The sequence below is a fragment of the Halobacteriovorax sp. HLS genome (genome assembly GCF_004006665.1).
GTDB lineage: Bacteria > Bdellovibrionota > Bacteriovoracia > Bacteriovoracales > Bacteriovoracaceae > Halobacteriovorax.
The window spans coordinates 138,128-163,868 of sequence record NZ_QOCL01000002.1 but is presented as its reverse complement, the minus strand read 5'-3'; the positions used below and the strand labels follow the sequence as shown (position 1 = coordinate 163,868).

26 protein-coding genes are annotated in these 25,741 nt (G+C 34.1%); 17 read left to right on the top strand and 9 right to left on the bottom strand.

The window, feature by feature from the left end:
• Positions 1-3: 3 nt before the first annotated feature.
• The 7 genes from murD (at position 4) to ftsZ (ending at position 8,600) form a co-directional block, all read left to right on the top strand.
• Positions 4-1,386, top strand: coding sequence for a UDP-N-acetylmuramoyl-L-alanine--D-glutamate ligase (gene murD, locus DPQ89_RS03770; RefSeq protein WP_127715358.1), 1,383 nt, complete (start codon positions 4-6; stop codon positions 1,384-1,386).
• A 78-nt stretch (positions 1,387-1,464) separates the two neighbouring features.
• Positions 1,465-2,670 carry a putative lipid II flippase FtsW gene (gene ftsW, locus DPQ89_RS03765; protein WP_127715356.1) on the top strand — a complete coding sequence of 402 codons (1,206 nt, stop codon included), beginning with the start codon at positions 1,465-1,467 and terminating at the stop codon, positions 2,668-2,670.
• Positions 2,671-2,706: 36 nt separating this feature from the next.
• Positions 2,707-4,077, top strand: coding sequence for a UDP-N-acetylmuramate--L-alanine ligase (gene murC, locus DPQ89_RS03760; protein ID WP_127715354.1), 1,371 nt, complete (start codon positions 2,707-2,709; stop codon positions 4,075-4,077).
• Positions 4,074-4,970 (top strand): UDP-N-acetylmuramate dehydrogenase, encoded by an 897-nt coding sequence (locus tag DPQ89_RS03755; RefSeq protein WP_127715352.1) that lies wholly within the window; start codon positions 4,074-4,076, stop codon positions 4,968-4,970. Before murC ends, DPQ89_RS03755 begins: the two co-directional genes overlap by 4 nt.
• A gap of 11 nt (positions 4,971-4,981) precedes the next feature.
• A complete protein-coding gene (locus tag DPQ89_RS03750; RefSeq protein ID WP_127715350.1) occupies positions 4,982-5,761 on the top strand; it encodes a cell division protein FtsQ/DivIB in 780 nt (259 codons plus the stop codon).
• Positions 5,762-5,842: 81 nt separating this feature from the next.
• Positions 5,843-7,081: a cell division protein FtsA gene (gene ftsA, locus DPQ89_RS03745; RefSeq protein ID WP_127715348.1), complete on the top strand. Its 1,239-nt coding sequence runs from the start codon at positions 5,843-5,845 to the stop codon at positions 7,079-7,081.
• Positions 7,082-7,094: 13 nt separating this feature from the next.
• Entirely contained in the window at positions 7,095-8,600 is a 1,506-nt protein-coding gene (gene ftsZ, locus DPQ89_RS03740) for a cell division protein FtsZ (protein ID WP_127715346.1), read from the top strand.
• Positions 8,601-8,665: 65 nt separating this feature from the next.
• On the opposite strand, the gene DPQ89_RS03735 is transcribed toward ftsZ, so the two are convergent.
• The 4 genes from DPQ89_RS03735 to udk are packed head-to-tail and all read right to left on the bottom strand — an operon-like array spanning position 8,666 to position 11,946.
• A complete protein-coding gene (locus tag DPQ89_RS03735; protein ID WP_127715344.1) occupies positions 8,666-9,064 on the bottom strand; it encodes a hypothetical protein in 399 nt (132 codons plus the stop codon).
• Positions 9,057-9,620, bottom strand: coding sequence for a hypothetical protein (locus DPQ89_RS03730; RefSeq protein WP_127715342.1), 564 nt, complete (start codon positions 9,618-9,620; stop codon positions 9,057-9,059). Before DPQ89_RS03730 ends, DPQ89_RS03735 begins: the two co-directional genes overlap by 8 nt.
• Positions 9,621-9,638: 18 nt before the next feature.
• Entirely contained in the window at positions 9,639-11,267 is a 1,629-nt protein-coding gene (locus DPQ89_RS03725; protein WP_127715340.1) for a ribonuclease J, read from the bottom strand.
• Positions 11,260-11,946 carry a uridine kinase gene (gene udk, locus DPQ89_RS03720; protein WP_164848246.1) on the bottom strand — a complete coding sequence of 229 codons (687 nt, stop codon included), beginning with the start codon at positions 11,944-11,946 and terminating at the stop codon, positions 11,260-11,262. The genes DPQ89_RS03725 and udk overlap by 8 nt, the downstream gene beginning before the upstream one ends.
• A gap of 108 nt (positions 11,947-12,054) precedes the next feature.
• Between udk and DPQ89_RS03715 the strand changes: the two genes are divergently transcribed.
• From DPQ89_RS03715 to DPQ89_RS03670, 10 genes are all read left to right on the top strand, one after another.
• Positions 12,055-13,599 carry an ABC transporter substrate-binding protein gene (locus tag DPQ89_RS03715; protein WP_127715336.1) on the top strand — a complete coding sequence of 515 codons (1,545 nt, stop codon included), beginning with the start codon at positions 12,055-12,057 and terminating at the stop codon, positions 13,597-13,599.
• Entirely contained in the window at positions 13,589-14,566 is a 978-nt protein-coding gene (locus DPQ89_RS03710) for a 50S ribosomal protein L11 methyltransferase (RefSeq protein WP_127715334.1), read from the top strand. Before DPQ89_RS03715 ends, DPQ89_RS03710 begins: the two co-directional genes overlap by 11 nt.
• A complete protein-coding gene (locus DPQ89_RS03705) occupies positions 14,563-15,252 on the top strand; it encodes an RsmE family RNA methyltransferase (RefSeq protein WP_127715332.1) in 690 nt (229 codons plus the stop codon). The genes DPQ89_RS03710 and DPQ89_RS03705 overlap by 4 nt, the downstream gene beginning before the upstream one ends.
• Positions 15,253-15,314: 62 nt before the next feature.
• The gene (locus DPQ89_RS03700) at positions 15,315-16,061 is read left to right on the top strand and encodes an RDD family protein (protein WP_127715330.1); all 747 of its coding nucleotides are present in this window, start codon (positions 15,315-15,317) and stop codon (positions 16,059-16,061) included.
• Positions 16,054-16,515: a D-glycero-beta-D-manno-heptose 1-phosphate adenylyltransferase gene (gene rfaE2 / locus DPQ89_RS03695; protein WP_127715328.1), complete on the top strand. Its 462-nt coding sequence runs from the start codon at positions 16,054-16,056 to the stop codon at positions 16,513-16,515. The genes DPQ89_RS03700 and rfaE2 overlap by 8 nt, the downstream gene beginning before the upstream one ends.
• Positions 16,516-16,887 carry a hypothetical protein gene (locus DPQ89_RS03690; protein ID WP_127715326.1) on the top strand — a complete coding sequence of 124 codons (372 nt, stop codon included), beginning with the start codon at positions 16,516-16,518 and terminating at the stop codon, positions 16,885-16,887.
• 194 nt (positions 16,888-17,081) lie between these two features.
• Positions 17,082-17,915, top strand: coding sequence for a flagellin (locus tag DPQ89_RS03685; protein ID WP_127715324.1), 834 nt, complete (start codon positions 17,082-17,084; stop codon positions 17,913-17,915).
• Positions 17,916-18,165: 250 nt separating this feature from the next.
• Positions 18,166-18,999, top strand: coding sequence for a flagellin (locus DPQ89_RS03680; RefSeq protein ID WP_127715322.1), 834 nt, complete (start codon positions 18,166-18,168; stop codon positions 18,997-18,999).
• A gap of 135 nt (positions 19,000-19,134) precedes the next feature.
• Complete coding sequence (locus DPQ89_RS03675; protein WP_127715320.1) at positions 19,135-19,836, top strand: PilZ domain-containing protein; 702 nt, start codon at positions 19,135-19,137, stop codon at positions 19,834-19,836.
• Between the two features lie 2 nt (positions 19,837-19,838).
• The gene (locus DPQ89_RS03670) at positions 19,839-20,621 is read left to right on the top strand and encodes a UDP-2,3-diacylglucosamine diphosphatase (RefSeq protein WP_127715317.1); all 783 of its coding nucleotides are present in this window, start codon (positions 19,839-19,841) and stop codon (positions 20,619-20,621) included.
• Here DPQ89_RS03670 and DPQ89_RS03665 read toward each other — a convergent pair.
• Genes DPQ89_RS03665 through DPQ89_RS03645 form a run of 5 tightly spaced genes read right to left on the bottom strand, consistent with a single transcriptional unit; the run spans position 20,598 to position 25,741 of the window.
• On the bottom strand, positions 20,598-22,199 hold the full coding sequence (locus tag DPQ89_RS03665; protein WP_127715315.1) for a DNA repair protein RecN: 1,602 nt from the start codon (positions 22,197-22,199) through the stop codon (positions 20,598-20,600). The genes DPQ89_RS03670 and DPQ89_RS03665 overlap by 24 nt on opposite strands.
• The gene (locus DPQ89_RS03660; RefSeq protein ID WP_127715313.1) at positions 22,196-23,098 is read right to left on the bottom strand and encodes an NAD(+)/NADH kinase; all 903 of its coding nucleotides are present in this window, start codon (positions 23,096-23,098) and stop codon (positions 22,196-22,198) included. Before DPQ89_RS03660 ends, DPQ89_RS03665 begins: the two co-directional genes overlap by 4 nt.
• Positions 23,099-23,104: 6 nt before the next feature.
• Entirely contained in the window at positions 23,105-23,464 is a 360-nt protein-coding gene (locus tag DPQ89_RS03655) for a response regulator (protein ID WP_127715311.1), read from the bottom strand.
• Positions 23,445-25,172 (bottom strand): sensor histidine kinase, encoded by a 1,728-nt coding sequence (locus tag DPQ89_RS03650; protein WP_127715309.1) that lies wholly within the window; start codon positions 25,170-25,172, stop codon positions 23,445-23,447. The genes DPQ89_RS03655 and DPQ89_RS03650 overlap by 20 nt, the downstream gene beginning before the upstream one ends.
• Complete coding sequence (locus DPQ89_RS03645; RefSeq protein WP_127715307.1) at positions 25,124-25,741, bottom strand: hypothetical protein; 618 nt, start codon at positions 25,739-25,741, stop codon at positions 25,124-25,126. Before DPQ89_RS03645 ends, DPQ89_RS03650 begins: the two co-directional genes overlap by 49 nt.

Genomic DNA, 25,741 nt, shown 5'->3' with positions numbered 1-25,741 from the left:
TAGATGGAACGTTTTCAAGGCAAAAAAGTTCTAATTGTTGGAATTGGTAAAACAGGTTTTACGTTAATCAATTTCTTTAACACTGTTGGGTGTGAAATTAAAGTGACGGATATAAAGCCTATCTTTGATTTAAACAAAGCAGTAAAAAAGTTGAAAAAAATTCAACCACCTCTTCAAATGACTTTTGGAGAACACAGAGATAGTGATTTTCTTGAAGCAGACGTAGTTGTTTACTCTTCTTCGGTTAATCCTGATCTTCCTCAACTTGAGCTAGCAAGACAAAATGGAAAAGAAGTTTATTCAGAATTTGCACTGGGTAATCTATTATGTAGAAAACCAATTATAGCAGTATGTGGAAGCCAGGGTAGAACTACAGTAGCTCACATGATCGGCTATACGCTTAAATTAGACGGTAAGAATGTTTTTATTGGAGGTACTTCAGGAAGTCCTTTTATAGAATATGCAATGCTGCCTAACAAAGAAGAGGTTGATTACGTCGTAGTAGAAGTTTCTGCTGTTCAGATGAGAAAACTTACTAATTTTCACCCTAAGTTAGTTGTGTTTACTAATATTAGTGAAAACTATCCTGATAAGCATTTCAGCTCAGTTGGTGATTATATTGAAACTAAGTTAAGTATTATCAAAACATTGTCTCCTGATGACACTCTTGTTGTTAACTTTGATCAGTTAGCAAATAATACATTTTTTAGAAATGCAAATTGCCAAACTTATTGGTACTCAAGAAAGTCTTTTGTGACAATGGGAGTTATAAACGAGATCCAAGGAACTCACTTCCACGACAGAAGAATTCACTCGAATATAAATTATCATTCTGAATTTAAAGTTAATCAGATGAGAATTATTGGACAAGAGAATAGAGAAAATTTATTAGCAGCTATTACTGCATGTAAGGCCTTAGAAGTTTCTGATAAGTCTATTCAGTCATGTGTTCAAAAGTTTCCTGGAATTCCTCACCGTCTTGAGTTCCTTATGGAAAAAAATGGAGTGTCTTTTTATAACGATTCTAAAGCTGAAACTATGGAAGAGTTATGTAAGTCTATTTCGGCATTTAAAAATCAAGTTATTCTAATTGCTGGTGGTAAGGATATTGAAGATTTTGATTTCGAACCATATACGAACGACGTAATTAAGTACTCTCGAGTTATTGTACTAGTTGGTGAATGTAAGGAAAGAATGAACCGTGCTCTTCAAGAGCATACTCAAACATTCATCGTTGGCTCTTTTGAAGAGTCAATCCTTTTGGCCTACCAAAAGTCTAGAACAGGTGATGTTATCTTATTATCACCTGGAAATGGCGCTTCAGATTTCTTTAGAGACTACGAAGAACGTGGTAGTTACTTTAAGAAACTTGTTTATCAATTATAAAATCATAAAAGGAAGCTTAGGCTTCCTTTTTTTTTGTATTTCCTTGCGCGAAATCTAATTCACCCTTAAACTAAGAATATGAATGATGACTTCTCTAGGATGGAAAAGCTCTCCACTTATTTAAAATTCTCTTTAGGCACGCTCCTTACAATTGGAGTGATAATGGTCTACTCAGCATCATATATGTATGCAAAAGAGAACTTTGGAAACTCTGGCTACTTTTTTATAAAACAATTAATTTTTGCCGCAATCGCCCTTGGTGTTGCTTTTGTTGTATCAAGGACAAAATACAAGTTTTGGCTTAAGTTTTCTCTATTCATAAATTCAGCCGCAACTTTCTTATTGTTCTTAACTTTTGTTCCAGGTCTTAGAACTGTTGCTAAAGGTGCAAATCGTTGGCTCAATTTTGCTGGCGTTACAGTACAGCCTGGCGAGCTTATTAAATACACCATACTTCTGGTAGCAATCGTTTTTTTCGAGAACTTTGAAAAGTTCGATCGAAACACGAGAATTAAATATGCAGTAAGTTTGTGCCTTCCATTCTTATTGCTGATTTTACAACCAGACTTCGGTACATTTTCTATCTGCTTCTTTTCGATTAGTTTTGTATGCTTTTTGAGTTCTTTTCCAAGAAAATACTTTTATTCATCGTTCATTGCAGGGTTATTTATTGGTTGTGCCGTACTAGTGGCCGCACCATATAGGTTAAAGCGTTTACTTACTTTTCTTGATCCTTGGGCAAATGCACAGGGCTCAGGATTTCAAATTATTCAATCATGGATTGGGTTTGCAAATGGTGGCTTCTTTGGAACAGGACCAGGTAATAGTATAGAGAAACTATTCTATTTACCTGAAGCCCATAACGATTTTATATTTTCAGTAATTGGAGAGGAGTTTGGATTCTTAGGTGTGATGAGCATCGCTTTATTATTTCTTTTTTTGATTTATGCAGGCTTTAGTCTCTCATTAAAAGTAAAAATGAGAGAAGGTTCAATCTTAATGGCCACTATAATTTTTGTAGTAGGTATTCAAGGGGCACTTAATATGGGCGTTGTACTTGGTTTACTTCCTACTAAAGGGTTGAACTTACCTTTTATTAGTTACGGTGGTTCGTCCTTACTCGGTAACCTTTTTGGTATAGGATTGTTTTTTGCAGTGCTTCGTTCTTATCGAGAAAAAACCACGAGCTCTTATAGTGATAATAATATCTTTAATCCTACATCAGGACATTCATCTAGTTTTCAAACCCCGACAAATCAGGCATCATCTAGCTTTACAAGATAGTGAGAAAGTAGCTTCTTACTAATTGATGGAGCATCTATGTTTAGTCCTAGAAAGGATATTAAGGTTCATTTTATAGGAATCGGTGGAATTGGTATGAGTGGTATTGCTGAAGTGCTGCTCTCTCTAGGATATAAAGTGAGTGGTTCTGATATTTCAGAATCTCCTACTGTTATCAGGCTTAGAAACTTAGGTACCGAAGTATTTGTAGGTCATAAGGCAGAAAATATTTCGAACGCAACAGTAATTGTATATTCATCAGCAATTGACAATACTAACCCAGAAGTTATTTTGGCAAAGTCTAAAAGATTACCAATAATGAGAAGAGCTGAAATGCTCGCTGAACTTATGAGGTTGAAATATGGGTTAGCGATCGCTGGAACTCATGGAAAAACAACTACAACAAGTTTCTTGGCAACAATTTTACAAGAAAGTCAGTATGATCCAACTTATATTATCGGTGGAATTGTTAAGAATTTAGATGGTCATGCAAAAGTTGGAAAAGGTGAGTTTCTAGTAGCTGAAGCTGATGAGTCTGATGGTTCATTTCTCTTATTGAATCCAATTATGTCTGTTGTAACTAATATAGATAACGATCATATGGATCACTATGGTAGCGAAGCGAACCTTGTGGACTCGTTTAAGGAGTTTGTAAATAAGGTACCTTTCTACGGTTTAAATGCCCTTAATGCTCACGACGAAAGATTGATGGCAATGACTCCTGAGATTAAGAAACCATGGGTTACTTTTGGAATTGAAACGAAAGCTGATTTCGAAGCACGTAATATTAGATATGTTACAAATGTTGCGACTTATGACCTTTTCCATAAAGGTGAAAAAGTAATCGAGATTACAATTAACCTTCCAGGTAGCCACAATATTCTAAACTCATTAGGAGCCATTTCTCTGGCTTATAATATGGGTGTCTCTTTTGAAAAAATTGCAGCTTCAATAATTAAGTTTGATGGTGTCGGAAGACGTTTTCAAACCCTTTATTCTAAAGGAAAATTTGAAATCATTGATGATTATGCTCATCATCCAACTGAAATTGAGACAACATTAAAAACAATGAAAGAAACAAGAATCGATAAAAAAATCGTAGTTGTTTTTGAACCACACAGATACTCAAGAACTAAAGACTGTTGGGATAACTTTCTTCACTGTTTTAATCATGCTGATGAGGTATATATCTCACCAATTTATCCTGCTAGTGAAAAACCTATTGCAGGAATTGAAAGCGATAGGCTAATTTCAGATATAAATGCTCTTCACCCTAACCTAGTCTCTAAGCTTGATGATATTAATAATATTGAATTACTTATTAAGAAGTATGAAAGTGAAAATGTAACTTTTGTAACTTTAGGCGCCGGAACAATTGGAAAGGCCATAAGGTCTATTACAGATAAATGAACTTAAGAGAACTGTTAACTAATATTAAAGACATTGAGCTTGAAGAAGCTAAAGATCTGACAAAGTATAGTACTATGAGATTAAAGGCTCAAGGAGACTTAATAACTGTCAGATCGATAGAAGCTCTAAAAGAGACCTTGCCTACTCTAACGTCAAAAGGGATTAGCTATAGAGTGTTAGGATTGGGGGCAAATCAGCTTTTACCTGAACTTAGCGTGATTCCTTTTATAAAATTAGCTCTACCTTTTAAATCTTCTTACTTGGATGAAGTACGTGAAATATATGAACTACCAGCTTCAGTTACTTTAAGTAAATTATCTTCACATGCGATTAAAAATGGGTTGAGTGGTTGGGAGAGCTTTACTGGTATTCCAGCGACACTTGGCGGTGCTGTTTTCATGAACGCAGGAACAAATTTAGGTGAAATAGGTACTTTAATTCGAGAAGTAAGAATTATTAATAAATTAGGTGAGCTCAGAGTTGAAGTTATAAATGAAACATCATTTAGTTATAGAAAGAATCACTTTTTAAAAGAAGGTGATGTCGTAGTGTCAGTGTCAATGGGGCATTTGGGTGTTGATCCGGCAATTACTGACAAGATAAAAAATTACTTAGACTTAAGAAACAGGACACAACCTCTTAAAGAATGGACATGTGGATGTATTTTCGAAAACTCTAAACTTGAGAGAACTTGCCTGGCCGGAAAGTTTATTGATATACTGGGATTGAAGGGGTTATCTCATAATGGATTGAGAATTAGCCCGAAGCACGCTAACTTTATGGAAAATGTAGATAATGCAGGCCGTGAAGATGTCGTCGCTCTAATTAAAATAATCAAGGATGAATTACGCCTGCAGTATGGCGTTGAGTTTGAAACGGAAGTTAAACTTTAGGGCAATAAAATATGATTGATCAACCATCAAAAATACGTTTGATCTTAATTGCACCAGTTGTATTACTTTTTCTCTTCATGGTTGAAGAGGGAGTGACATCGATAGGTGCTAGCAAGAGACAGGAAGTTAAATATAGAACTTCTTTTGGTCAGTGTCCTTCAAGAGCTGCTGGAACACTAACGTTGCAACTAATAAAATCTTTCGAAAAGAATAAATCTCTCAAAGATGTAAAGACAAAAATTGTTAAAGATAAACTAGATGAAAAGCATTTCATTTCGTCATATAAAGTTAAATACGATCCTTTAAAAAAGTATCTCCACTTCCAGTATGATTGTCCTGAACCATTAATGAAGGTTCAGATTTATAAGGAAGGCGGCCTTGAATCTTATGAAGCAATCTTAGTTGATAATGGAAAGTTATTTGATCCTACCTACGAGGTACTACTAAGAACAGAGAATAAGCTGACATATGATTTACCATTTCTGGCTTTACCTGTCGGTGAGATGGATGAAAAAATTCAAAAAGATATTACTAAGCTTGTTTCAGGAATGCCTCTTAAGTTTAGAAAGAAACTTGCAGAGGTAATTATCAATGAAGATAAGGAGCTAACCATAATTTTATCTTTAAATAATCACCCTTCTAGTGTTTTTATGGGGATAGACGAGTGGCCGCTTAAGATGACTAAGCTGGAGAAGATAGTTAACTATATGGAATTACAGAAGAAAATTCCAGCAATTATAAATCTTACAAATTCAAAAAAAGTTGTTGTCAAGTTCAACGACAAATTCTAGAATTTTTGTAACGCTTTATATCTAAAAAAAATATAAAGCAAGATCAACGGATTGATTGAACACCAGTGAGAAAGGAATCTCATGAACGAAAGAAATATCATAGTCGGCTTAGATGTCGGTACTACCAAAGTTTGCACCATTGTCGGTGTACAGAACCCTGATTCAGAATTAGAGATAATCGGTATTGGAACTCATCCAAGTTACGGCCTTAAAAAAGGTTCAGTAGTAAATATCGATAAGACCGTTAGATCTATTCAATGCTCATTAGAAGAAGCAAAGCTAATGGCTGGCGTGAATATTCATAGTGCAACAATTGGGATTGCTGGTAGTCATATATACAGTTTTAATAGTTCTGGTGTTGTTGCTATTAAAGGCTCAGAGATAACAAGTGAAGATGTGGATAGAGTTTTAGAAGCAGCAAAAGCTGTTGTAATTCCTTCTGATAGAGAGATTCTTCATGTTATCCCTCAAGAGTTTAGAGTAGATAATACGAATGGTATTAAAGATCCAGTAGGCATGTGCGGTGTTCGCTTAGAAGCGCATGTGCACATTGTTACAGGTTCAATTCCTTTAATTCAAAACTTAGTTAAGTGTGTTGAGCAGACAGGTGTTAAGGCAGATTCTGTTACGCTACAGCCTATTGCTTCAAGTGCTGCTGTGTTATCAAGCGAAGAGAAAGAACTGGGAGTCATCTTAGTTGATATTGGTGGAGGAACTACTGATATCGCGATCTGGAAAGAAGGTAGCTTGATTCACTCACAAATTATACCTGTAGGTGGAAATCATTTTACAAATGACTTGGCCGTTGCTCTAAAGATACCTCATGCTGAGTCTGAAAGAATTAAAATAAATCATGGATGTGTGCTTGCTGAACAGCTTAATCAATCAGCGCATATTACAGTTCAAGGCTTGAGTGGAACTAAGCCTAGAGAAGTTCAGTTAAGTTTAATTGCTGATGTTCTTGGAGCAAGAGCAGATGAATTATTTAAAATAATTAGAACAATTATAGAAGATAAAAACCTTGGTAATGAAATCACGGGTGGAATCGTTCTTACTGGTGGTGGTGCTTTGATTAAAGGTATTGCTGAGCTAGGTGAGTATGTAATTGAAAGACCAACAAAGATTGGATTTCCTACCCCATTTGGTGGGATGACTAATATAATGCAAAACCCTAAGTTTTCCACTGTGCTAGGACTTTTAATAGAGTCGAGCCAGAAGTACGAAGGGATGAGTAAAGTACAAGAAAATAATAACAATCAGATGGATTTGATTGGAAAGTTTAGTGACTCTCTAAAATCCGTCTTTAAAGAAATTTTTTAATTAGGGGGCTCTCATGTTTGAGATTGAACAAGAAAATTCTGTTGTAGCGAACGGTGCAAAAATTAGAGTAGTAGGTATTGGTGGAGGCGGATGTAATGCTGTTAACACTATGATTAGAGCAGGACTTACTGGAGTTGAGTACATTGTTGCAAACACTGATCAGCAAGCTTTAAACGCTAACCTTGCACCAACAAAGATTCAGCTGGGAGCTGAAATAACAAAAGGTCTAGGAGCAGGTGCAAATCCAGAAGTTGGAAGAAAAGCAGCTTTAGACGAATATGAAAAATTAAGTGAAGTTCTAGAAGGTTCAGACATGATCTTTATTACTGCCGGAATGGGTGGTGGAACTGGTACAGGGGCAGCTCCTGTTATTGCAAAACTTGCTAAAGAGCTTGGTGCTCTAACTGTTGGTGTTGTGACTAAACCATTTCTTTTCGAAGGAAAGAAAAGATTTCGTCAAGCGGATGCAGGAATTCAAGTATTAGAAGAAAATGTTGACTCTTTGATTACAATTCCTAATCAAAGACTGCTTTATATGGCAGGAGAAAGTTTATCTCTAGTAGATACTTTTAAAAAGGCCGATGAAGTTTTACTGAATGCTGTTAGAGGTATTTCAGATTTAATTAATACTACAGGTCACATCAATGCTGACTTTGCTGATGTTAAAACAGTTATGGTTAATAAAGGGCTTGCTCTTATGGGAACTGGACTTTGTTCTGGTCCAGATAGAGCAATTAAGGCTGCAACTGAAGCTATTAGTTCTCCACTTCTTGAAGATATTTCTATCAATGGAGCAACGGGAATCATTATCAATATTACAGGTAATGACTCATTAACAATGCATGAGACTAATGAAGCAGTTACTTTAATTATGGAAGCTGCTGATGAAGACGCAGAAATCATTTTTGGGACTGTTATTGACGACACTATGGAAGACAATATTAAAGTTACAGTTGTTGCGACTGGACTTGGTGGCCTAGAAAAAGTACATCATGCATCTGTAACAAGAACTGAACAAATGGTTGAAAGGCTAAGACCAGAGCCAGTTGTTCAAAGACAGGCTCCTAAGAACTGGGAAAATAATCAAAATACTGAAATGAGAACTCAAGACACAGCTCATGTTTCATCTCAATCAACTGAGCAAACTTGGTCTCAACCTGCTTCTCAAGAAGTAAAGCCAGAGACAGTAGAAGAATTTGTATCTGCTCCTGTGGAAACTCAAAACTGGGATCAGCCAACTTATAGAGAAAGAGAAGAGATGCCTGCTAGAAATGAGGCTCAGGCTAACTCTTCATTAGCGCAGTCAATTAGAGATGCAGCAACTAGATATGAGTCTGGTAAAACTGAGCAAGTTCAAACAGCTCCAGCTAGACCAGCACAGCAAGAAAGTGTTTCAGTTAATAGAGCAAAATCAATCGCTGAGAAGTTAGGATTTATTAACTTTGATGAAGATGAGCTTGATACACCATCATTCTTAAGAAAAGATGAGAATCAATCTCATAATAATGCTGAATTTTAATTGAGTTGCCCCCCAACTCAATAATATAAGGCGCTTGTGATTTATTTTGCAAGCGCCTTTAATTTTTATTCGTTTATTGTCTTAGTTACACTCTTTGCAAGGAGTTCGATAAATTGAGGCAAAGTTTCTAAAGTATCTTTTTTAAATTGTTCAGGACACTCTAATAGTAATTTTGAATTACTATGTTTAATATTTGTAAGAATAAATCTATGTCCCTGTTCTTTCCATTTTTTCCAGTTTAGAGCATAGTCTTGACGAGTGAAATCTCCACCACCAAATTTCTTGCTTCTTTCATCTTGGAAAATATCCGCCAAGCAAATTGAGTAATCAACATTTACGTTAGCAGATAATAAATCGGCTTCATATTGAAGGATTTTTTTATCAATCATGTTGCGCTTAGGAGCATTAACTTGATTCTTATTCATAATATCTTGAATTGCATTCTTTAAATTATCTTTATCCATTACGCTGCTCTTCTTTAAATTTTTGTAATTGGTTTGAAATATCATCTTTCTGTTCTTCTCGAACGTAAAGTTGAACATAAGTTTCTATAAAGTCATTTTCAACTTGGATTTTATATTCGTTTAGTATGAAAGAAGGTGTCTTGTTGCTTTTCCAAATTTGTTGTTTGAATTTATATATATAGACACCATCATTGGGATCGTTAGGTGTTGTTCTTTGATTTGTTATAGGTGACCAAGTATGTGAAGCGTAAATACTAAAATGCTCTGGACAAAGGTTTACACTTTCAATTTGCTTAAGGCAGTCAATACAGAACTCGTCTTCACAAATAGCGCAGATGCCGACTGAGTTTTTCTCGTCATGATTTTTACATAGGCCAATACTTTCTATGACAGGTTCAATTTCTTTTTCTAGATCTTTTGGCTTTTGCGAAGTTTCAATTTTTGATCTTTTAAAGTAGTTGAGCATTAAGAATATCGAAACAACAATGAGGCCTGCAATTATAAGTAAGAGCAAGATAACAATTATCATTAAAGTAGAATCAATTTGAATATTCATGGAATTATTATAACTGAACTAAACTATGTGGACAATGGTGACTGGCTTGTACCCAAGTATATTATTAACATAACGCCGGACAACAATTCTTAAGTGCTCAGACGTTTTTTCTAAGAGTTTATTTTTTCGTGTGGACAATTCATTTAGAACTAAGCTTCGAAGCTCGTCATGATTCTCTTTAAAAGAATCCGGAAGACCTTCATAAGTTAAAACAATCTGAATATTTCTTTTAAGTAAACTTTCTTTGTTAATTGAAAGAGATATTAGGCCTGTTGTAGCTAGTTTTCTTCTTTTAGAAATATTCGTCTTTTCAATCTCTAATTGTTTTCCATGTATAAGAATAGGACTTAAGCTCTCCCCTACGTGCGTTTCTAGCTCTAAATTTTCATTTAGTCTAAGAATATCAAAATTCTTTAAAACAATTGCCTGTGCTTGTGGATAACTCTTTTTTATAAAATTTGCATGCTCTTTCAAGAAGAGTGATTCCCCATGAATAGGAACAATGTAGTCAGGGCAGTAGCTTTCATAAACTTTTTTAAGATCGCTCTTTCCAGGGTGTCCAGATACGTGAACAAGTAAGTTTCTATTCGAAATAATTTCAGCACCAGCTTCAATAATTTCATTTTCCAAAAGAGAGATTTTCTTTTCATTTCCCGGGATTGCTTTAGAGCTTATGATAAACAAGTCTTCATGGTTTGGTTTAAAATGAGTATCTTCTCCTTTTACAACACGTCTGAATGACCCTCTGAAATCTCCTTGGCATCCACTTAGAATCACAATTAAATTAGTCTTATTAGGTAGTGCTGCTTGGTCAGTATAGTAACTCCCCTCTTCTATAAGACCTCTTTCAACTGCTGTGTTGACATAATTTATCATTGAGCGACCATAGAGCAGTACTCTCTTTTTATTGGCGGCAGCGGATGCAATAACAGATTGAATTCTATGAATGTTCGAACTGAAGCAAGTAAGATAAACTCTATTATAATTCTTTTTAAAGAGCTCGTTAAAAGATTCAAGAACGAGGGCTTCTGAGGGAGTTTCTAGGTTGCTAGAAAGGATATTTGTGCTGTCAGCAAGCAGAATGCGTTTACTAGAATTACGCGTAACTTCTTTAAGCTGTTTGAAATCAAATTCTCTTTCGTATGGGTTTATAGAATCGATCTTAAAATCTGAAACTAAAAAAATACTATACACTTCATTCTTTTCTCTAAACACTAATCCAAATGTATCTGGAATTGAATGGTTTACATGAATTGGAAAAATATCAAAATCTTCAAACTCTATAACCGAATTTCTATCGTAGATATCTATTTTCTTGCTAACTTTATAGTAATCAAGCTTTCTTCTGATTAGTGCTGCAGCAAATGGAGGAGCAATAATTTCAATATTGGGGAAGTGGTCAATTATGTGGTTAATTGCTCCTATGTGATCTTCATGTCCATGAGTGATTACGAGGTGAGTTGGAGGGTTTTCAATTAAAAGTGTGAGGTCTGGGATTAGATAGTTGATATCAAAGAAGTCCTCACTAGGAAAGAGTATTCCTGCATCTACAATTACTCTACAATTAGATGTTTCAAATAGAGTCATGTTTGAACCAATTTGCCCTACTCCACCAACTGGTTGTATTTTAATTAGACTTTTACTCATTTGATAGATTTACCTGATGATCTCCGTAGTTGAAATCTTCTCTGTTTAGATTTGTGCTATTTAGGCAATACTCACCTTTTTGTGAAAGTTCATTTAGTTTTGCACTTAATATTGAAGCTGCAATATCAGTTTCTTCACCTATGATAAAGTCTGCGTATTCTTTTTGAGGAGAAAGAAACTTGTTGTACATCGGGCGTACGGTTTCGTAGTATTGCGATATTACTGAATCAAGAGTACGTCCCCTTTCATTTACGTCTCGATTTATTCTTCGTGCAATCCTAATGTCTGCGTCAACATGTAGAAAGCACCTTATATCTAGTAGATCTCTTATTTCAGAATCAAAAATAGAAAAAATCCCTTCGAATAAAATCACGCTGGTAGGCTTTACTGTTTTTGTTTTATTAAGCCTTTTAGATGTAACAAAGTCATAAACAGGAACTTCTATTGGATTGCCACTTTTTAACGCTTGCAGATGTGTGCGCAATAATTCCCAGTCAAAAGCTGCTGGATGATCATAATTTGGATTACCTTTTGCGGTAAAGTGAATTTCTGGCTGATTGTCTAGGTAGTATGAATCCATGTGTAGTATGGCCATCTCTTCACTAACTAAATTAATGATTTTCTTTGCAAAAGTTGTTTTTCCAGAACCTGAACCACCGGCAATGCCTACAAGATACACAATATTACTCCAAACAGTTTGTAAAATTCACTTAGAGATAAGATAATGATAATATGTAGTTATCACAATAATTAGGATAATATTTACTTACTTTATTTAGGAACTTTAATGCGATTTAAGACACTTACACTTGTAATACTTTCGGCCCTTCTCTATTGTTTTGATTCATTATCTGCTCTTTCGAAGTCACCTACTCGTATTGCTATTTCATCAGCCCCATCTAATATAAGTTTCTTTTACGGTTCAGATGCAAACTCACAGAATATTAATCGTCTTGTTCATATAAGTTTGACTGACTTTAGTAGTAATATGACGTTCTTTTGTAGGTTATGTGAAAACTATTCCGAAAGAATGGATGGTCAAAAGCATATTATAAATTTTAAATTAAAGAAGAATGTTAAGTTTTGGGATGGAACTGTAGTAACTGCGGGAGATGTTGTTAATTCATGGCAATACATTGCTAAAAATGAAGTAATAAAGTCGAAATACCAAGCGAGCTTCTCAGCCATTGAGAGTATTAATATTAAAAATGACTTTGAAGTTGAATTGGTTTTTAAAGAATTTAATGTTGATAACCTTTCTAATTTGACACTTCTTAAAATTGTAAAGATTAATGATTCTGATATTGTTAACCCTATGCCTGCAGAAAAAATAATTGGAGCAGGAGACTACAAATTTAAAAAGATAAGTGAGCTTGAGATAGTTTTAGAGTCATTGGATAAACAAAGGCCAGACTTATCTTTTAAGGTGGTAAAAGACGAGACAACGCTTGCTTTAAAATTAATTAATAAGGAAATTGATCTGTCGCTGGCAAACATTTCTCCACGTAAGTACTTATGGCTTAAGGAGAATGTGAAAGGATTACAATTCATTCAGACAGAGGGAACTAACTATCAGTATATCGGTATAAATCATAAGAACGAATATTTAAAAGATAAAGATTTTAGAAGGGCACTGTCATTACTGATACCAAGAAAGAAAATTTCAAAATATAAATTAAAAGATACTGTTACATTATCTTCTAGCATGTTTTCAAAAGCGTTCTCAGACTTTTATCTCGGAGAACTCTTTGATGATTACAACCCTAAAGAAGCTTTAGAACTATTCACAAAGCTTGGTTACAAGAAGAATGAAGCAGGAGTATTGACTAAAAATGGAAAAGAGGTTGTTCTTACTTGGCGTGTTTCAAATAACAAAAGTGCAATTGAAACAGCTGAAAGTATAAAGACATTTTTTGAAGAAGCCGGACTTAGGGTTAATTTAATGGTTCAGGAGTGGGGGACCTTTATTCGTAATTATAAGACAGGAAATTTTGATATGGTGATGTCTCAGTGGGTTGGCTTTACTGGACCAGGACTTTTACGCTATATATTTCATAGTCAGACAATACCTCCAAATGGTGCAAATAGAGGTTTCTTTGTAAATGCAAAGTTTGATGAATTTGTTGATAAGGCGACATCTGAAATTAACTCAACTAAGCGAAATAATTACTATAAAGAAGCTCTAAAGATTTCAAATGAGCAATATTCGTATTTAAATCTATGGCATCCAAATATTATATGGATTGGTAGAAGTTGTTTACAAGGTGTAGAGGTTCAGCCTAATGGTAGTTTCTTATCTTTATTAAACTTGGTGGATAACTGTGGAAAATAAAAATTTTATTGAAGTCAAAGTACACTTTACTGTTGGAGATATTTCGCAGCTAGATGAAATCAATGCTCTTGCAATGAGTGATTATGCTTGTGATGGGGTTCAAGAGTTTAGTATTGATGAGCCTATTGTCGATGAGATCCTTGGAACTAGGGCTTACTCAGGTGGAGACGTTCCAGAAGATGTGATCGATGAAGTTAGCGATGTCGCTAGCGGGAAATATCTTAGTCTTGTATATTTTTTCTATCAATCAGATACGGCTTTAGATGATGCGAAGATTTTTAGAGAGTATTTAAAAACTAATGAGAAGGTAATTGATATTACTTTGGAAGAGAAAGCGTGGGAAGATTGGAATAAAGAGTGGAGGAAATTCTATAAACCAATTGTTGTCTCTGATGAACTCGTTATAGTGCCGGAGTGGCAAAAAGAAGAATCAAATCTGTCCGATGAAAGTTGCATTTATATCTATCCTGGAATGGGTTTTGGAACTGGTGAACACCAAACGACATATCTTTGTCTTAAACTTTTTATGGAAATTATATCTGAACTTCCTAAGGATTCTTCTTGTCTTGACTTTGGGTGTGGCTCGGGAATTTTAGGAATTGCAGCAATAAAGAAGCTCTCTATGCCAACACAGTTTTGTGATATTGATGAGCAGGCCCTTAACAATTGTTTACAAAATTTAGACCTTAATTTTGGAGGATGTGACCTTTCGGGAACTTCTTTGGTAAGCAGAAAGAAGTTTGTGTCTGATAAAAAATATGAACTCGTCTTTGCAAATATATTAGAAAATGTACTTATTCTCGAGAAAGGTGAATTGGTTAATTCTACAGCTGAGGGGGGATACTTAATTGTTTCGGGATTGCTTAATCATCAGGTTGAAAATATAGTTAAAGAATATAGTGAATTTAAAAAAATAGAAGTCGTATCAAAAGATGACTGGTCAGCAATTTTATTTAAAAAGATATGAGAGCAGCTTTTTTAGAGAATACTTTTACTGTTGATGATGTTGATAAAGTCTTCAAAATTGAGTCGGATCAAGCTAGGCACCTAATTAAAGTTATTAGAATTAAAAAGAATGAAAAGATTTTGATTCTTAATGGAAAGGGGAGTCGGGTAATTGCTTGTGTGATTCATGTCGATCGAAGAGAGTTAAGTGTTAAATTAGAAAGTGTAGATGTAGCTGTGGATAGCCGTAGGATTAGTCTTTTTCTTGGAATTCCCAAGAAAGAGGCATTTGAGAGTATTGTTAAAATGTCTTCTGAAATAGGTATTAAAGAAATATTCTTATACCGATCGAGATTCTCTCAGCAAGAGGTTGAAGTTAATGAGCGAGTTCTTAAAATTGAAGAAAGTGCGATGCTTCAAAGTAATAATCCATATAGAATGAAGTTCACCATCGTTGAAAATTACCGAGACGTCTTAAATCATTTTGACTTAGTTGTTAATTTCTCTACATTTACTAAAGGTGATCTTGTAGAAATTAACGCTCAAAATGTTCTTATGATGATTGGCCCTGAAGCCGGTTTTTGTGAGGATGAAGAAGACTCTTTTAATTCTCAACCTAATGTTGTTGTGTGCAAAATGAGCACTAATATTCTTCGGGCACCAACAGCTCTAGCTGTAGGTTCAGGTTACATACTTAGTAAGTTTTGATTGATGCTTTAAGTCTTTTGTGAGATTATATAAGTATCTATAACTTCATACTTGGATGGGCCATGGACAATCAAATTACTCATAACGAACCAAAAAGTAATGATTCTAATATTGTTTTTAATACAAGTGAGTTTAACCTTGATGAGTTCGATTTTAAGCCACTGAATGAAGGTTTAGGTTTTCACCAAGAAGAAAGAAGAAACGGTATACTTCCAACGAATAATAATAAAAATATTTCTGTTTCACGAAGCCACAGTGCAGTTAGAACATCTAGTTTAGGGATATCAAATCCAAAGGTCGCGGATAAGGGTATTCAGTCGATGAACGCTCTGTCAGCTTTTTATGAGGAAACTCAGCCTGAGCAAGTTGAAGTTGAATTAAAAAAGACACTTACTGAAGAGAGTTTTTATCAAGTTACATCCTCATCAAGACAATTTGGAGCATGGTTAGTTGATATTTCAGTTGTTACTCTTATGAGTATTTCACTACTTGGTCTGTTTGTCTTAGTCTCTGGACTTAAGGTTTCTCAGTTTTATCAAATAATTGGTCCTAATGACTTATTGATTTTTGGAGCAAGTGCATTTTCTATTTTTTACTTAAGCTATTTTTCTATTTTAGATTTACAGACAACTCCCGGTAAATCGATGTTTAAGATAAAACTTGTTAAGGAAAACAACCAACCAGTTAGTTTAAAAGACAGTTTTCTTCGTTCGTTTATTACTGTTATTTCTTTTGTTACTTTAGGTCTTCCTTGTATTATTGATTTTCAAGGAAAACTAACAGATACAAAAGTTGTAGATGATGTTTAATCTATCTTCATCTACAAAAGAGTTTCTAGCGAATAATAAAGGTAAGAAAATAGTTTTTACCAACGGATGTTTTGATATATTACATTCCGGGCATGTAGCTTATCTAAACGAAGCAAAGAAGCAAGGGGATCTCCTTGTTGTTGGTTTAAATTCAGACGATAGTATTAAAAGATTAAAGGGGCCAACTCGGCCGATTAATAAAGAAAAAGACCGAAAATATCTACTTGAAAACTTAAGGTGTATTGATTGTGTGGAAATCTTCACTGAAGATACTCCTTATGATTTGGTTCGCGCTATAGAACCAAATGTTCTTGTAAAGGGTGGAGATTGGCAAGTTGAACAGATCGTAGGGCATGATATTGTTTTGGCCAACGGTGGTGAAGTTAAAAGTTTACTCTTTGTTGAAGGTTACTCTACAACAAATATAATCTCTTCTGTGCAAGGGAAAGAGTAGATGTTTCTAACTCTTAATAATGAAGGCACAGGCTTTAATCAAGAATTAAAATCTTTTAAAGATTATGACTTTTTTTTTCTATCTTCTGATTTGTCTGGTGACTTTATTACTTTGTCGGATAAAGTTTCATTTAAGGTTTTTAATGACTGCTTAGCATGCTCATTAAAACGAAATAAGAGCGTATTTATATTAAATGACTCATCTCGATTCGATAAAGAGTGGATTGAGCTTATAAAGCAAAAGGATATTAAGCTTCACGAAGACTTTATTTATATTGGTGTCAATTTAAGAGAAAAACTTCTGGCCTTAACACCAACAGATTCAGAAAAAATCAGTCTTAAGGTTCTGTCCAATAATTATAGTCAGTTATAAATAACAGACTTAAGTGGTCGGTTATAAATACCTGATATTACGGCAAATTCTTCCATTTATTTCTCAAGTATATTTCCGAGTATCCGTTATGGTTATTACACGGCCCATGTGGGGTGGGCTTAAATTGTAGCAAACAAGGCTGTTTGTTCTAATCATTTTTACGGAGGAAGGTATATGTTTCGAGGAGATTAGTAATGGGTTTAAGAATTAACACAAATGTACAATCATTATCAGCACAAAGAAGTTTAGGAAAAGTTAAAGCGGATCAAGGAAATAACCTTGAGAAACTTGCTTCTGGAAGTAGAATTAACAAGGCATCTGATGATGCAGCTGGTTTAGCTATCAGTGAAAAGTTAAAAGCGAATATTAGAGGTTCTCAACAAGCGAAAAGAAATGCTGGAGATGGTATCTCAATGATTCAAACTGCTGAAGGTGGATTAAATGAAGTTTCAAATATCTTAGTTAGACTAAGAGAGTTATCAGTACAGGCAGCATCAGATACAATTGGTGACGCTGAAAGAAAGTTTTCTGATATGGAATTTCAAAATTTAGTTCAAGAAGTAGATAGAATTGCTGGATCGACTAAGTTTAACGGTAAAGAGTTGCTAAGTGGAGAAGGTGAAACAGCTGACTTTCAAATTGGTATTATGAATGATGACTTTAATGACAGAATTTCATACAGACCACAAGATTCGGCGGCTTCTGCAGATAGTATTGGAATTGGTGGATTAGCTGTATCGACGAAAGAAGATGCGCAGTCAAACCTAGAAGGTATTGACGGAGCGATTAATAAAATAAATGAGAATAGAGCAAACCTAGGTGCGCTACAAAACAGACTACAGTCTACTATCTCTAACTTAGATGTTAAGACAGAAAACTTAAGTGCTGCAAATTCTCGTATTAGAGACACTGATGTTGCACAAACATCATCTGAACTGACTAAAGCAAATATTCTAACTGCTTCGTCTACTTCGGTACTAGCGCAAGCTAATAGTTCTCAAAATGCAGCTCTAAAGCTAATTGGCTAAAAAGTGTATTAAACATTCATTTAAAAAGGAAGGCCTCGCAAGAGGCCTTTTTTTGTGCCTATACAAATACCATACCAAAAAAGTCAGCATCTAACCTATTGTAAATATTGATAAAATCAAACTAATTTAATTATTTCCGACCAAAAGGCTAAAGTATTTTGGCATGTGAACGATAAAGTTATTGTCTGACAAAAACAGTCGGACAGGCTTAAAGGGAAAAAAATATAACAGTATTTCTTAGGAGGAAATCATGGGTTTAAGAATCGCAACGAACATCGCTTCTCAAGCAGTTCAGAAAAATTTAAAAGAAGTTTCAAACGAAGGTCAAGCAAGTCTTGAAAAACTCTCTTCAGGTAAGAGAATTACAAAGGCCGCTGACGATGCAGCTGGACTAGCAATTGCTACTAACCTAGATGCACAAACAAAAGGTCTTAGACAGGCCACTAGAAATGCGAATGACGGTGTTTCTATGGTACAGACAGCGGAAGGTGGATTGAACGAAGTTTCAAACATTTTAGTCCGTCTTAGAGAGCTAACGGTTCAAGCATCATCTGATACAGTTGGTGATACTGAAAGAGGATTCCTAGATAAGGAATATCAACAGTTAACAACAGAAGTAGACAGAATTGCTGAATCAACAACATTTAACGGAACAAATCTTTTAAATGGAAATGGTAAAGGAACACTGGATATTCAGGTAGGTGCCTTTGCAGGAGATCAAAACAGAATTCAATTCGACTCAGATGCAACAAATGCAACAGCAGATGAGATAGGGGTCGGAGGAACATCAATTTCAGATAAGGGAGATGCCTTAAGTGCAATTGAAAATATAGATACAGCAATAAGTACAGTGTCGGGACAACGAGCGAACTTAGGTTCAATCCAGTCAAGACTACAGTCAACGGTAGCGAACTTAGAAGTTCAAACTATCAACCAGGATAACGCAAGATCAGTAATCCAAGATGTGGATGTAGCTGAAGAAACTGCAAAAATGGCATCATCAAATGTTGTAAAAAATGCAGCGGTATCATCATTGTCACAGGCAAATGCAATACCTAACTCAGCGTTAAGATTAATCGGATAATATTAAAAGTTAAGAAAATGTGGGTGATAAATTCACCCACACTTCCTAAGCCCTTAGGAGTGTAAAAACTCCGATTTAAGCCCAGATCCCTCCGGTTCCCACCGGGGGGAACTTTTAAGGCGCGAAGGAGAAGGCATGAACAACTTGAGAAATGAAGAAAATGATTCAAAAGTTAAAGATCTAATACTTGAAGCTTTTAAAAGTAAGTATGAGATTTATGCATGGGGATCATTTGGTGGAAGAGTTGTTAAGGCCGATTTAGAATTTAAGACAATTAAATTTAATCAAAAAAAAATCATATTAAGTCCAAAAAAAATAAGCAGAGCATATCTCGATGAATTAATCGGTGGAATTGGAAAAATAAATTTCGCAATACCTCAGATGTCTCTTCTTTTTGAATCAGAATTTCTTTCGTATGAAGATGATCTCACTATCGCTTTTCCAAAATACTATAAATTCTATGATAGAAGAAAATCTGAAAGAATCGATCCATTCTTTAACCTTTCGATAAAGTTTGAACATAACAAGGTTAGGTTTAATAAATCTTGTAATGATATAAGTATAGGTGGCATGTCTTTAGTTCTTTCAAAGAATGAAGTTAATAAATTCACTTTTGGAGATATTATTAAAGGTCTAGAGCTAACTTTTCCGATGAAAAATATTAAAGTAGATGCAAAAGTATCTAGCATGATAAAGCTAAATCCTTTTTCAAACGAAGAGAATCCATATGGAGCTGCTAGGCTCTCACTTACTTTTGAAGGTAATACGTCACTAATAAAGAAAGAGATATTGAAGATCATAAATGGACAGAAAAAGCTTGTTTGTGATATTGATTAAGTATGAAAATTTCTTCCATATCTGATGTTCACGTCAAAGTCTTAGATGATAATTCTTTTAAAATTCTAAGTAGTTTCTTTGCTCAAGAAATTGTTCAAAAATCTGATTATATAGTTCTAAATGGAGATATTTTTGACCTTTTACTAGGCACTAAGTCCCAATATATTGATAAATATGAATCTTTCTTTAAATTAATTGAGAAAGCTACTTCAATGGGAGCAACAGTAGTTTACCTAGAAGGTAATCACGACTTCTTTTTAGATAGAATGATATCATCTTCATACGAGAGATTTAATATTCCTAGAGATAAATTTATACATTGTCGGTCTGAATATCGTATTGAAGTAGATGGTGAAATTCTACTTTTTACTCATGGAGATGATGTCGAGATAGATAATATTGCGTATCAGAAATATAAAAGTAGAGTTAATAATAAGCTGATGAAATTTATTACGAGAAATATTTTACCATTCTCTTTGATTGAGTGGATAGGACAGAAAAGTTCAGATTACTCTAGAAGTAAGAACTCAAAACATTACGAGATGTCTTCTGAAGGACAAGAATTTGTTAAAGATAAATTTAGACAAAGTGCTCAAAAGTTTTTCAATGATAACAGAGATGTAAAAGGTCTTATTTGTGGGCACAGCCACAGTAAGGATTTATATAAATTAGATCATGGTAAATATTATATAAATAATGGCTACGCTCCAAGTAGCAAAAGCTTTATATATATTGATGAGCAAGGCCCTCGATTCATTGATCTAAATCTGGGCCATGTTTTGTAGATAAGACTCTCTTTGAGTAGCATCAATAACCTTAGTAAAAGAATATGTTCTCTTTGAGATTTCTTTCTTGTCGACATCAATCAATAAGTCTGAGAATTTTGCAATTTGTGGAAGGTGAGTTATGGCAATAACTTGAGAAGCCTGAGATACTTCCTTTAGTGCCTTACCAATCGTTACGGCTGTTTCCCCACCAATTCCTGTGTCAATCTCATCAAAAAGAAACACTGAAATAGTGTCTGACTGTGAAAGAATTTGTCTTAAAGATAATAAAATTCTTGAAAGTTCTCCGCCTGAAGCTATGTCCTTTATTCTAAAGTACCCTTCGCCTGAGTTTGTCTGGGCTATAAATGAGATACTAGTGCAACCGTTTGAACTAAGAACTTTTTGTTCAGAGCATTCTATTTTTATCGTAGCACCGGTCATTCTTAAAGATCTTACTTTCTTGGTGAGGTCGCTAGATAGTTTTTTTGATGCGCTCACTCTTGCTTGATGAAGTTTAGATGCTTCGTTCCAGCACTGTTCTTGTAGTGATCTTATCTCATCTTTTACATGTTTAATACGCGTGTCAGATGTTTCAATTCTATCAAATTCGTCTTTGAAGCCTCTGAAAATATCTTCAAGTTCTTTAGTTGAACAATTAAATTTTCTTTTCACTTTTTGATAAGCATCAAGCCTTTCTATTATTTCTTGTAGCTCATCTTCATCAGTAATGTCTTGATTCTTTTTTGATATAAAATATGAAATCTCTTCAATTGTTTCTACCGCTTCAATTAGACTCGAGTATTCAGACTCTGGTAGTAAATCATTTCTTTCTACTTTAGAAATAACACCTTTTAATAGTGATGTTATACTGTGATTGTTTTCACTTAATATATCTGAGGCTTCTTTATAACTTTGGGCCTTCTTTATTTCACTAAGTAGCTCATCTTTCTTAGCAATAAGAAATAACTCATCTTCTTCTGTAGGATCTAGACCCTCAAGTTCATTGATCTGAAAATCTAGATAATCTTTTCTTTGAAGAAGTGTTTTGCTTATTTCGGTTAATTCCTCTAGTTCATTTTGTCGTTCCTTTAACTTCGTATAAAGGCCGATGTATGTTTTTGAGTTATTACTGCTATAGTCGTCGACTAACTTTAATTGATAATCTTCGCTTAATAACTTTTGATTATCAAATTGTCCAACAAGGTCAACATATCTTTTAGATATAGAAGATAGGGTCGATAATGAACATTGTTGAAAATTAAGATATGCTTTGGATGAACCTTCTTGATTGATAATTCTTTTTACAATAATTTCATCTTCTTCAAAAGGATGGCCTATTTCCAAAAAGTAATCTTGTATTTCCTTATCTCCGCAGCTAAATACTGCTTCTACAGTTGAGAATATAGAACCCTTTCTAATAATTTTTTTATCAGCTCTCATTCCAAATACAAGCTGAAGAGCATCTAGAATTAAGCTCTTTCCTGATCCTGTTTCACCTACAATTGTGTTAAACGAGTCATTAAACTCGATTACTTGATTATCGAAAGTTGCAAAATTATTTAAGGTTAAAGACTTTAGTATAAGTTTATTTCTCATAAATTCTCTCTTTGCCCATGAGTAAGTTTTTCTTTTAGCGTATGAAAATATGTTCTGTCAGGGTTCTTGATAAATTTTGCGTAACTATTTTTCACTTTAGAAATTGTCACGATACAACCTTTGTCAATATCACATGCTTCTTGCCCATCTATCGTTAGAGTTAGGTGATCTTCTTGAATTGGAAACTTTATATCAATACTCTTGTTGTCTGGAATAACTAGTGGTCTATGATTTAAGCTATGAGGGCATATTGGAGTTAAGACAAGAGCGTTAACCTCGGGATGAATAATTGGTCCACCAGCGGCTAGTGAATATGCTGTTGAACCAATAGGAGTACTTATTATGAGACCATCTCCAGAGACATTATATATGAGTTCTGAATCACTTTCTGCTGTTAAGCTAAACATTCTTGAAATATTGTTCTTGTTTATTACAACATCGTTTATGAAGTTTGCTTTAAAAATAGATTTATTCTTTCGAGAAACCTCAACTTTATAGAGTTGAAGCTTTGAGATTTCGTAGTTCCCCTTAAGAGTCTTTGCGAGTTCGTCGAAATACTCGACTTTAGAAAACTCAGTTATAAAACCGAGTCTTCCCATATTAATACCAAAGATTGGAGGACTCTTTTTCTGACACTTTCTACTTATCCCTATTAAAGTACCATCTCCACCTAGTGTTATGATTAGGTCTAGTTTGTGGAATTCACTATGATCTTCAAAACTAACTTGTTTTGGAATTGTTTTAAAATACTTTTGGATGCGATTATGCTCAGTAGATAGGAATGTAACTGTTTTCTTTCTTCTTATTAACCATTCTGTAATATTAGGAATAATTGTTGTGAATTCTAGAACATTTCTAGGCTTTAGAAGTATACCTACATTTTTAATTACATTACTCACTTGTTCTCACTTTTTTATAAATATTTCAATTGCTTCTTGAATATCTTCAAAGGGTTTACTTAATACTTTGCAACCGTAGCTTTTAGCTTTTTCTAAAATTTGAGGAGAGCTATAGGCCGTCATAATGATAAATAAACTACTAATTTCTTCTATAGAATATTTTTTCTTAGATTCTTCAATAATATCGAAACCCGTAATATCTTGTAGCATAAGATCACAAATTATTCTGTCATAGTTATTATTAATTAACATATCGATTGCAAGTTTACCTGTTGAAGAGACGTCAACAGAGGCACCTTTCTTTTCTAGGAGCTTCTTTAGTGACTTCTGAATTAGCAACTCATCTTCAATTACAAGAATTTGCATAGTTATCCTCTATAGGGAGGGTGAATATTACAATAGTACCACATTCGTCCCTATCTATAATTTCAATTTTTCCATGCAGTTTGTCAATTAAGTTTGCGCAGATTGATAGTCCAAGGCCTGTACCCTTAGATTTTGAGGTGTAGAAAGCATCAAAAACTTTAGATTTGTACTTGTCTGGTATACCAGGGCCAGTATCCGAGATAGATATCTCTATTTCTTCTAGTCGCTTAATTATGCTGATATCAATCTTATTGGTACTGAGATTTGTTCCACTAGATTTTATGGCCTGAGAACTGTTGATAACGAGGTTAAATATAATTTGACTTAGCCACGTAGGATTGGAATTAATAATATAGTCTTTTTCTACTTGAAAGTTGTAAAAGTCGATTTTCTTAGGAATCTGTTTACTTTCACTCTTGGTGAGTAATATTGTCTCTTTAATAACATCGGAAATGTTAAATTCTTCGAAGATATTCTCTTCTCTATAAAGCTTGGAGAAATTGTCGATAATTGTTTGGCACCTATTACTATTGATAGAGATATCATTAACTGTCGTTTTGAATTCGTCATCACCATCTTCAAGTAGGAGAAGATCAGAGGCCATCTTTAATCCAAACAAGGGATTACTAAGTTCATGTTTTAACGTATTAAGCAATTCACCTAATAGACTTATTCTTTGATGGTGATAAATATCTGAAGTATCTTTTTGTTGAGTCTTATATAACTCTACGAGCTTTTTTTCGTTAACGTCTATGTACTTGTCGGCCTCTTCTTGCTCAAGAAGCTCTATCTCACGCGCTGAAATATTTAATGGATTTTCGTCTAAAAATACTGGGTGTGGATAGTGTTGAATAAAAGAAGAATATAGTTCAGATCTTTGTTTCTCAAGAGAAGTTAGTAGTATGTCTTGAACCACGTCAGAGATAAAACTCATTGATGAATTAAAAAGTCCAATTTCTATGTCGGATGGTGGTAAGAAGTCATTTCTTGAAATGAATATAAGTATTGAGTGTTTTGACAATTCAATTTCTTTGGCCAGAAATGTTCCCACTACTCCAATGTCTGTTTCAAGTAGAGAAGATTGATCAAATAATTTGTTCTTACTCTTCTTAACGAGATTGAATATCTTACTAAAATTTGTAACTAGAATTTCTTTCTGGGTCGGACCTAATGTTTCATCATAACAATAGGCTGAAATACTAGGACTCCCCTTTTGATGTATCATTATCTGGCAAGATGAATAGGACTTATATAATTTTGATTTTAAAATATATTCTGGAAGCTCTTTAGTACTAGAAATCTTTTTAGACTGACTAATCATATATGTTTTAAATTCTAATATTTCGTAAAGACTTCTTATGTTGTTAGACGTCACTTTCCGTAAGTGATTTACCTTGAGAGATTTTTTCTTTGTAAATCCTTTGAATTCATCTTTTTGTAAATCTTCATTAGATCTAATTAGCTGATATATAGTTTTATAAAATGTTGAAGATGACGTTTTAAATAAAGGCTTTCCTAGGATTGAATTCCCTTGAAATACTTCAAAAGTTCCTTTTGTACAGTGAATAGAATAGTCAGAGTTTAATGGAGTTTGAGAAAGAGTAATATTCTCGGCAGGTTTAAATATACCTGCCTGAATACTATCTGAGATATAGAGTTTTAAAGGTCTCTTAATTTTTTTAGTTCTGGTATTGCCTTTATTTTCCACTGTGTCAGATTATCTGTTAGTTCATATTCTAGCAAGTCGTTCAACATTATAATGTCGTTTTTTTCTTTAGCAGGAACTAGGGCTTTCATTATTGATAACAAGTGGATTTCTAAGTTTTGAAATGTAGTACTTGTTTGTAAATGCTGAGTATGTCTTTTTCTAATTGTTTTATAAATTCTGGACATTAATTGCACAAAGAGGTCCATGATTTCAATAACTTCTCCAAAAAGTACATTTGCTTCATTCATTTTGTTTTCATTTTGATACTCTGTAAGCATCTCAATTTTTTTGATAATTGTGTCGATGTATGATGAGCAATCAGCAAGTGCATCAAAAGCAAGTTCGTAACTACTTGTAGTCGTAAAATTTATGTCGTTGTACTGTTGAGCAGACTCAGACATTATTTCTTGTTCTTCTTCGTAGGATAGTTGTTTACCATTAATATCAACGGAGGTAATGACTTCATCAGAATGAAGGATTTCATTTAGCACAAACTCCATAACGTCATTTACACTAAAGTTTTTGTCTGAGTTTTTTACGAGCTTATTATTAACTGTTACTGACGTCAT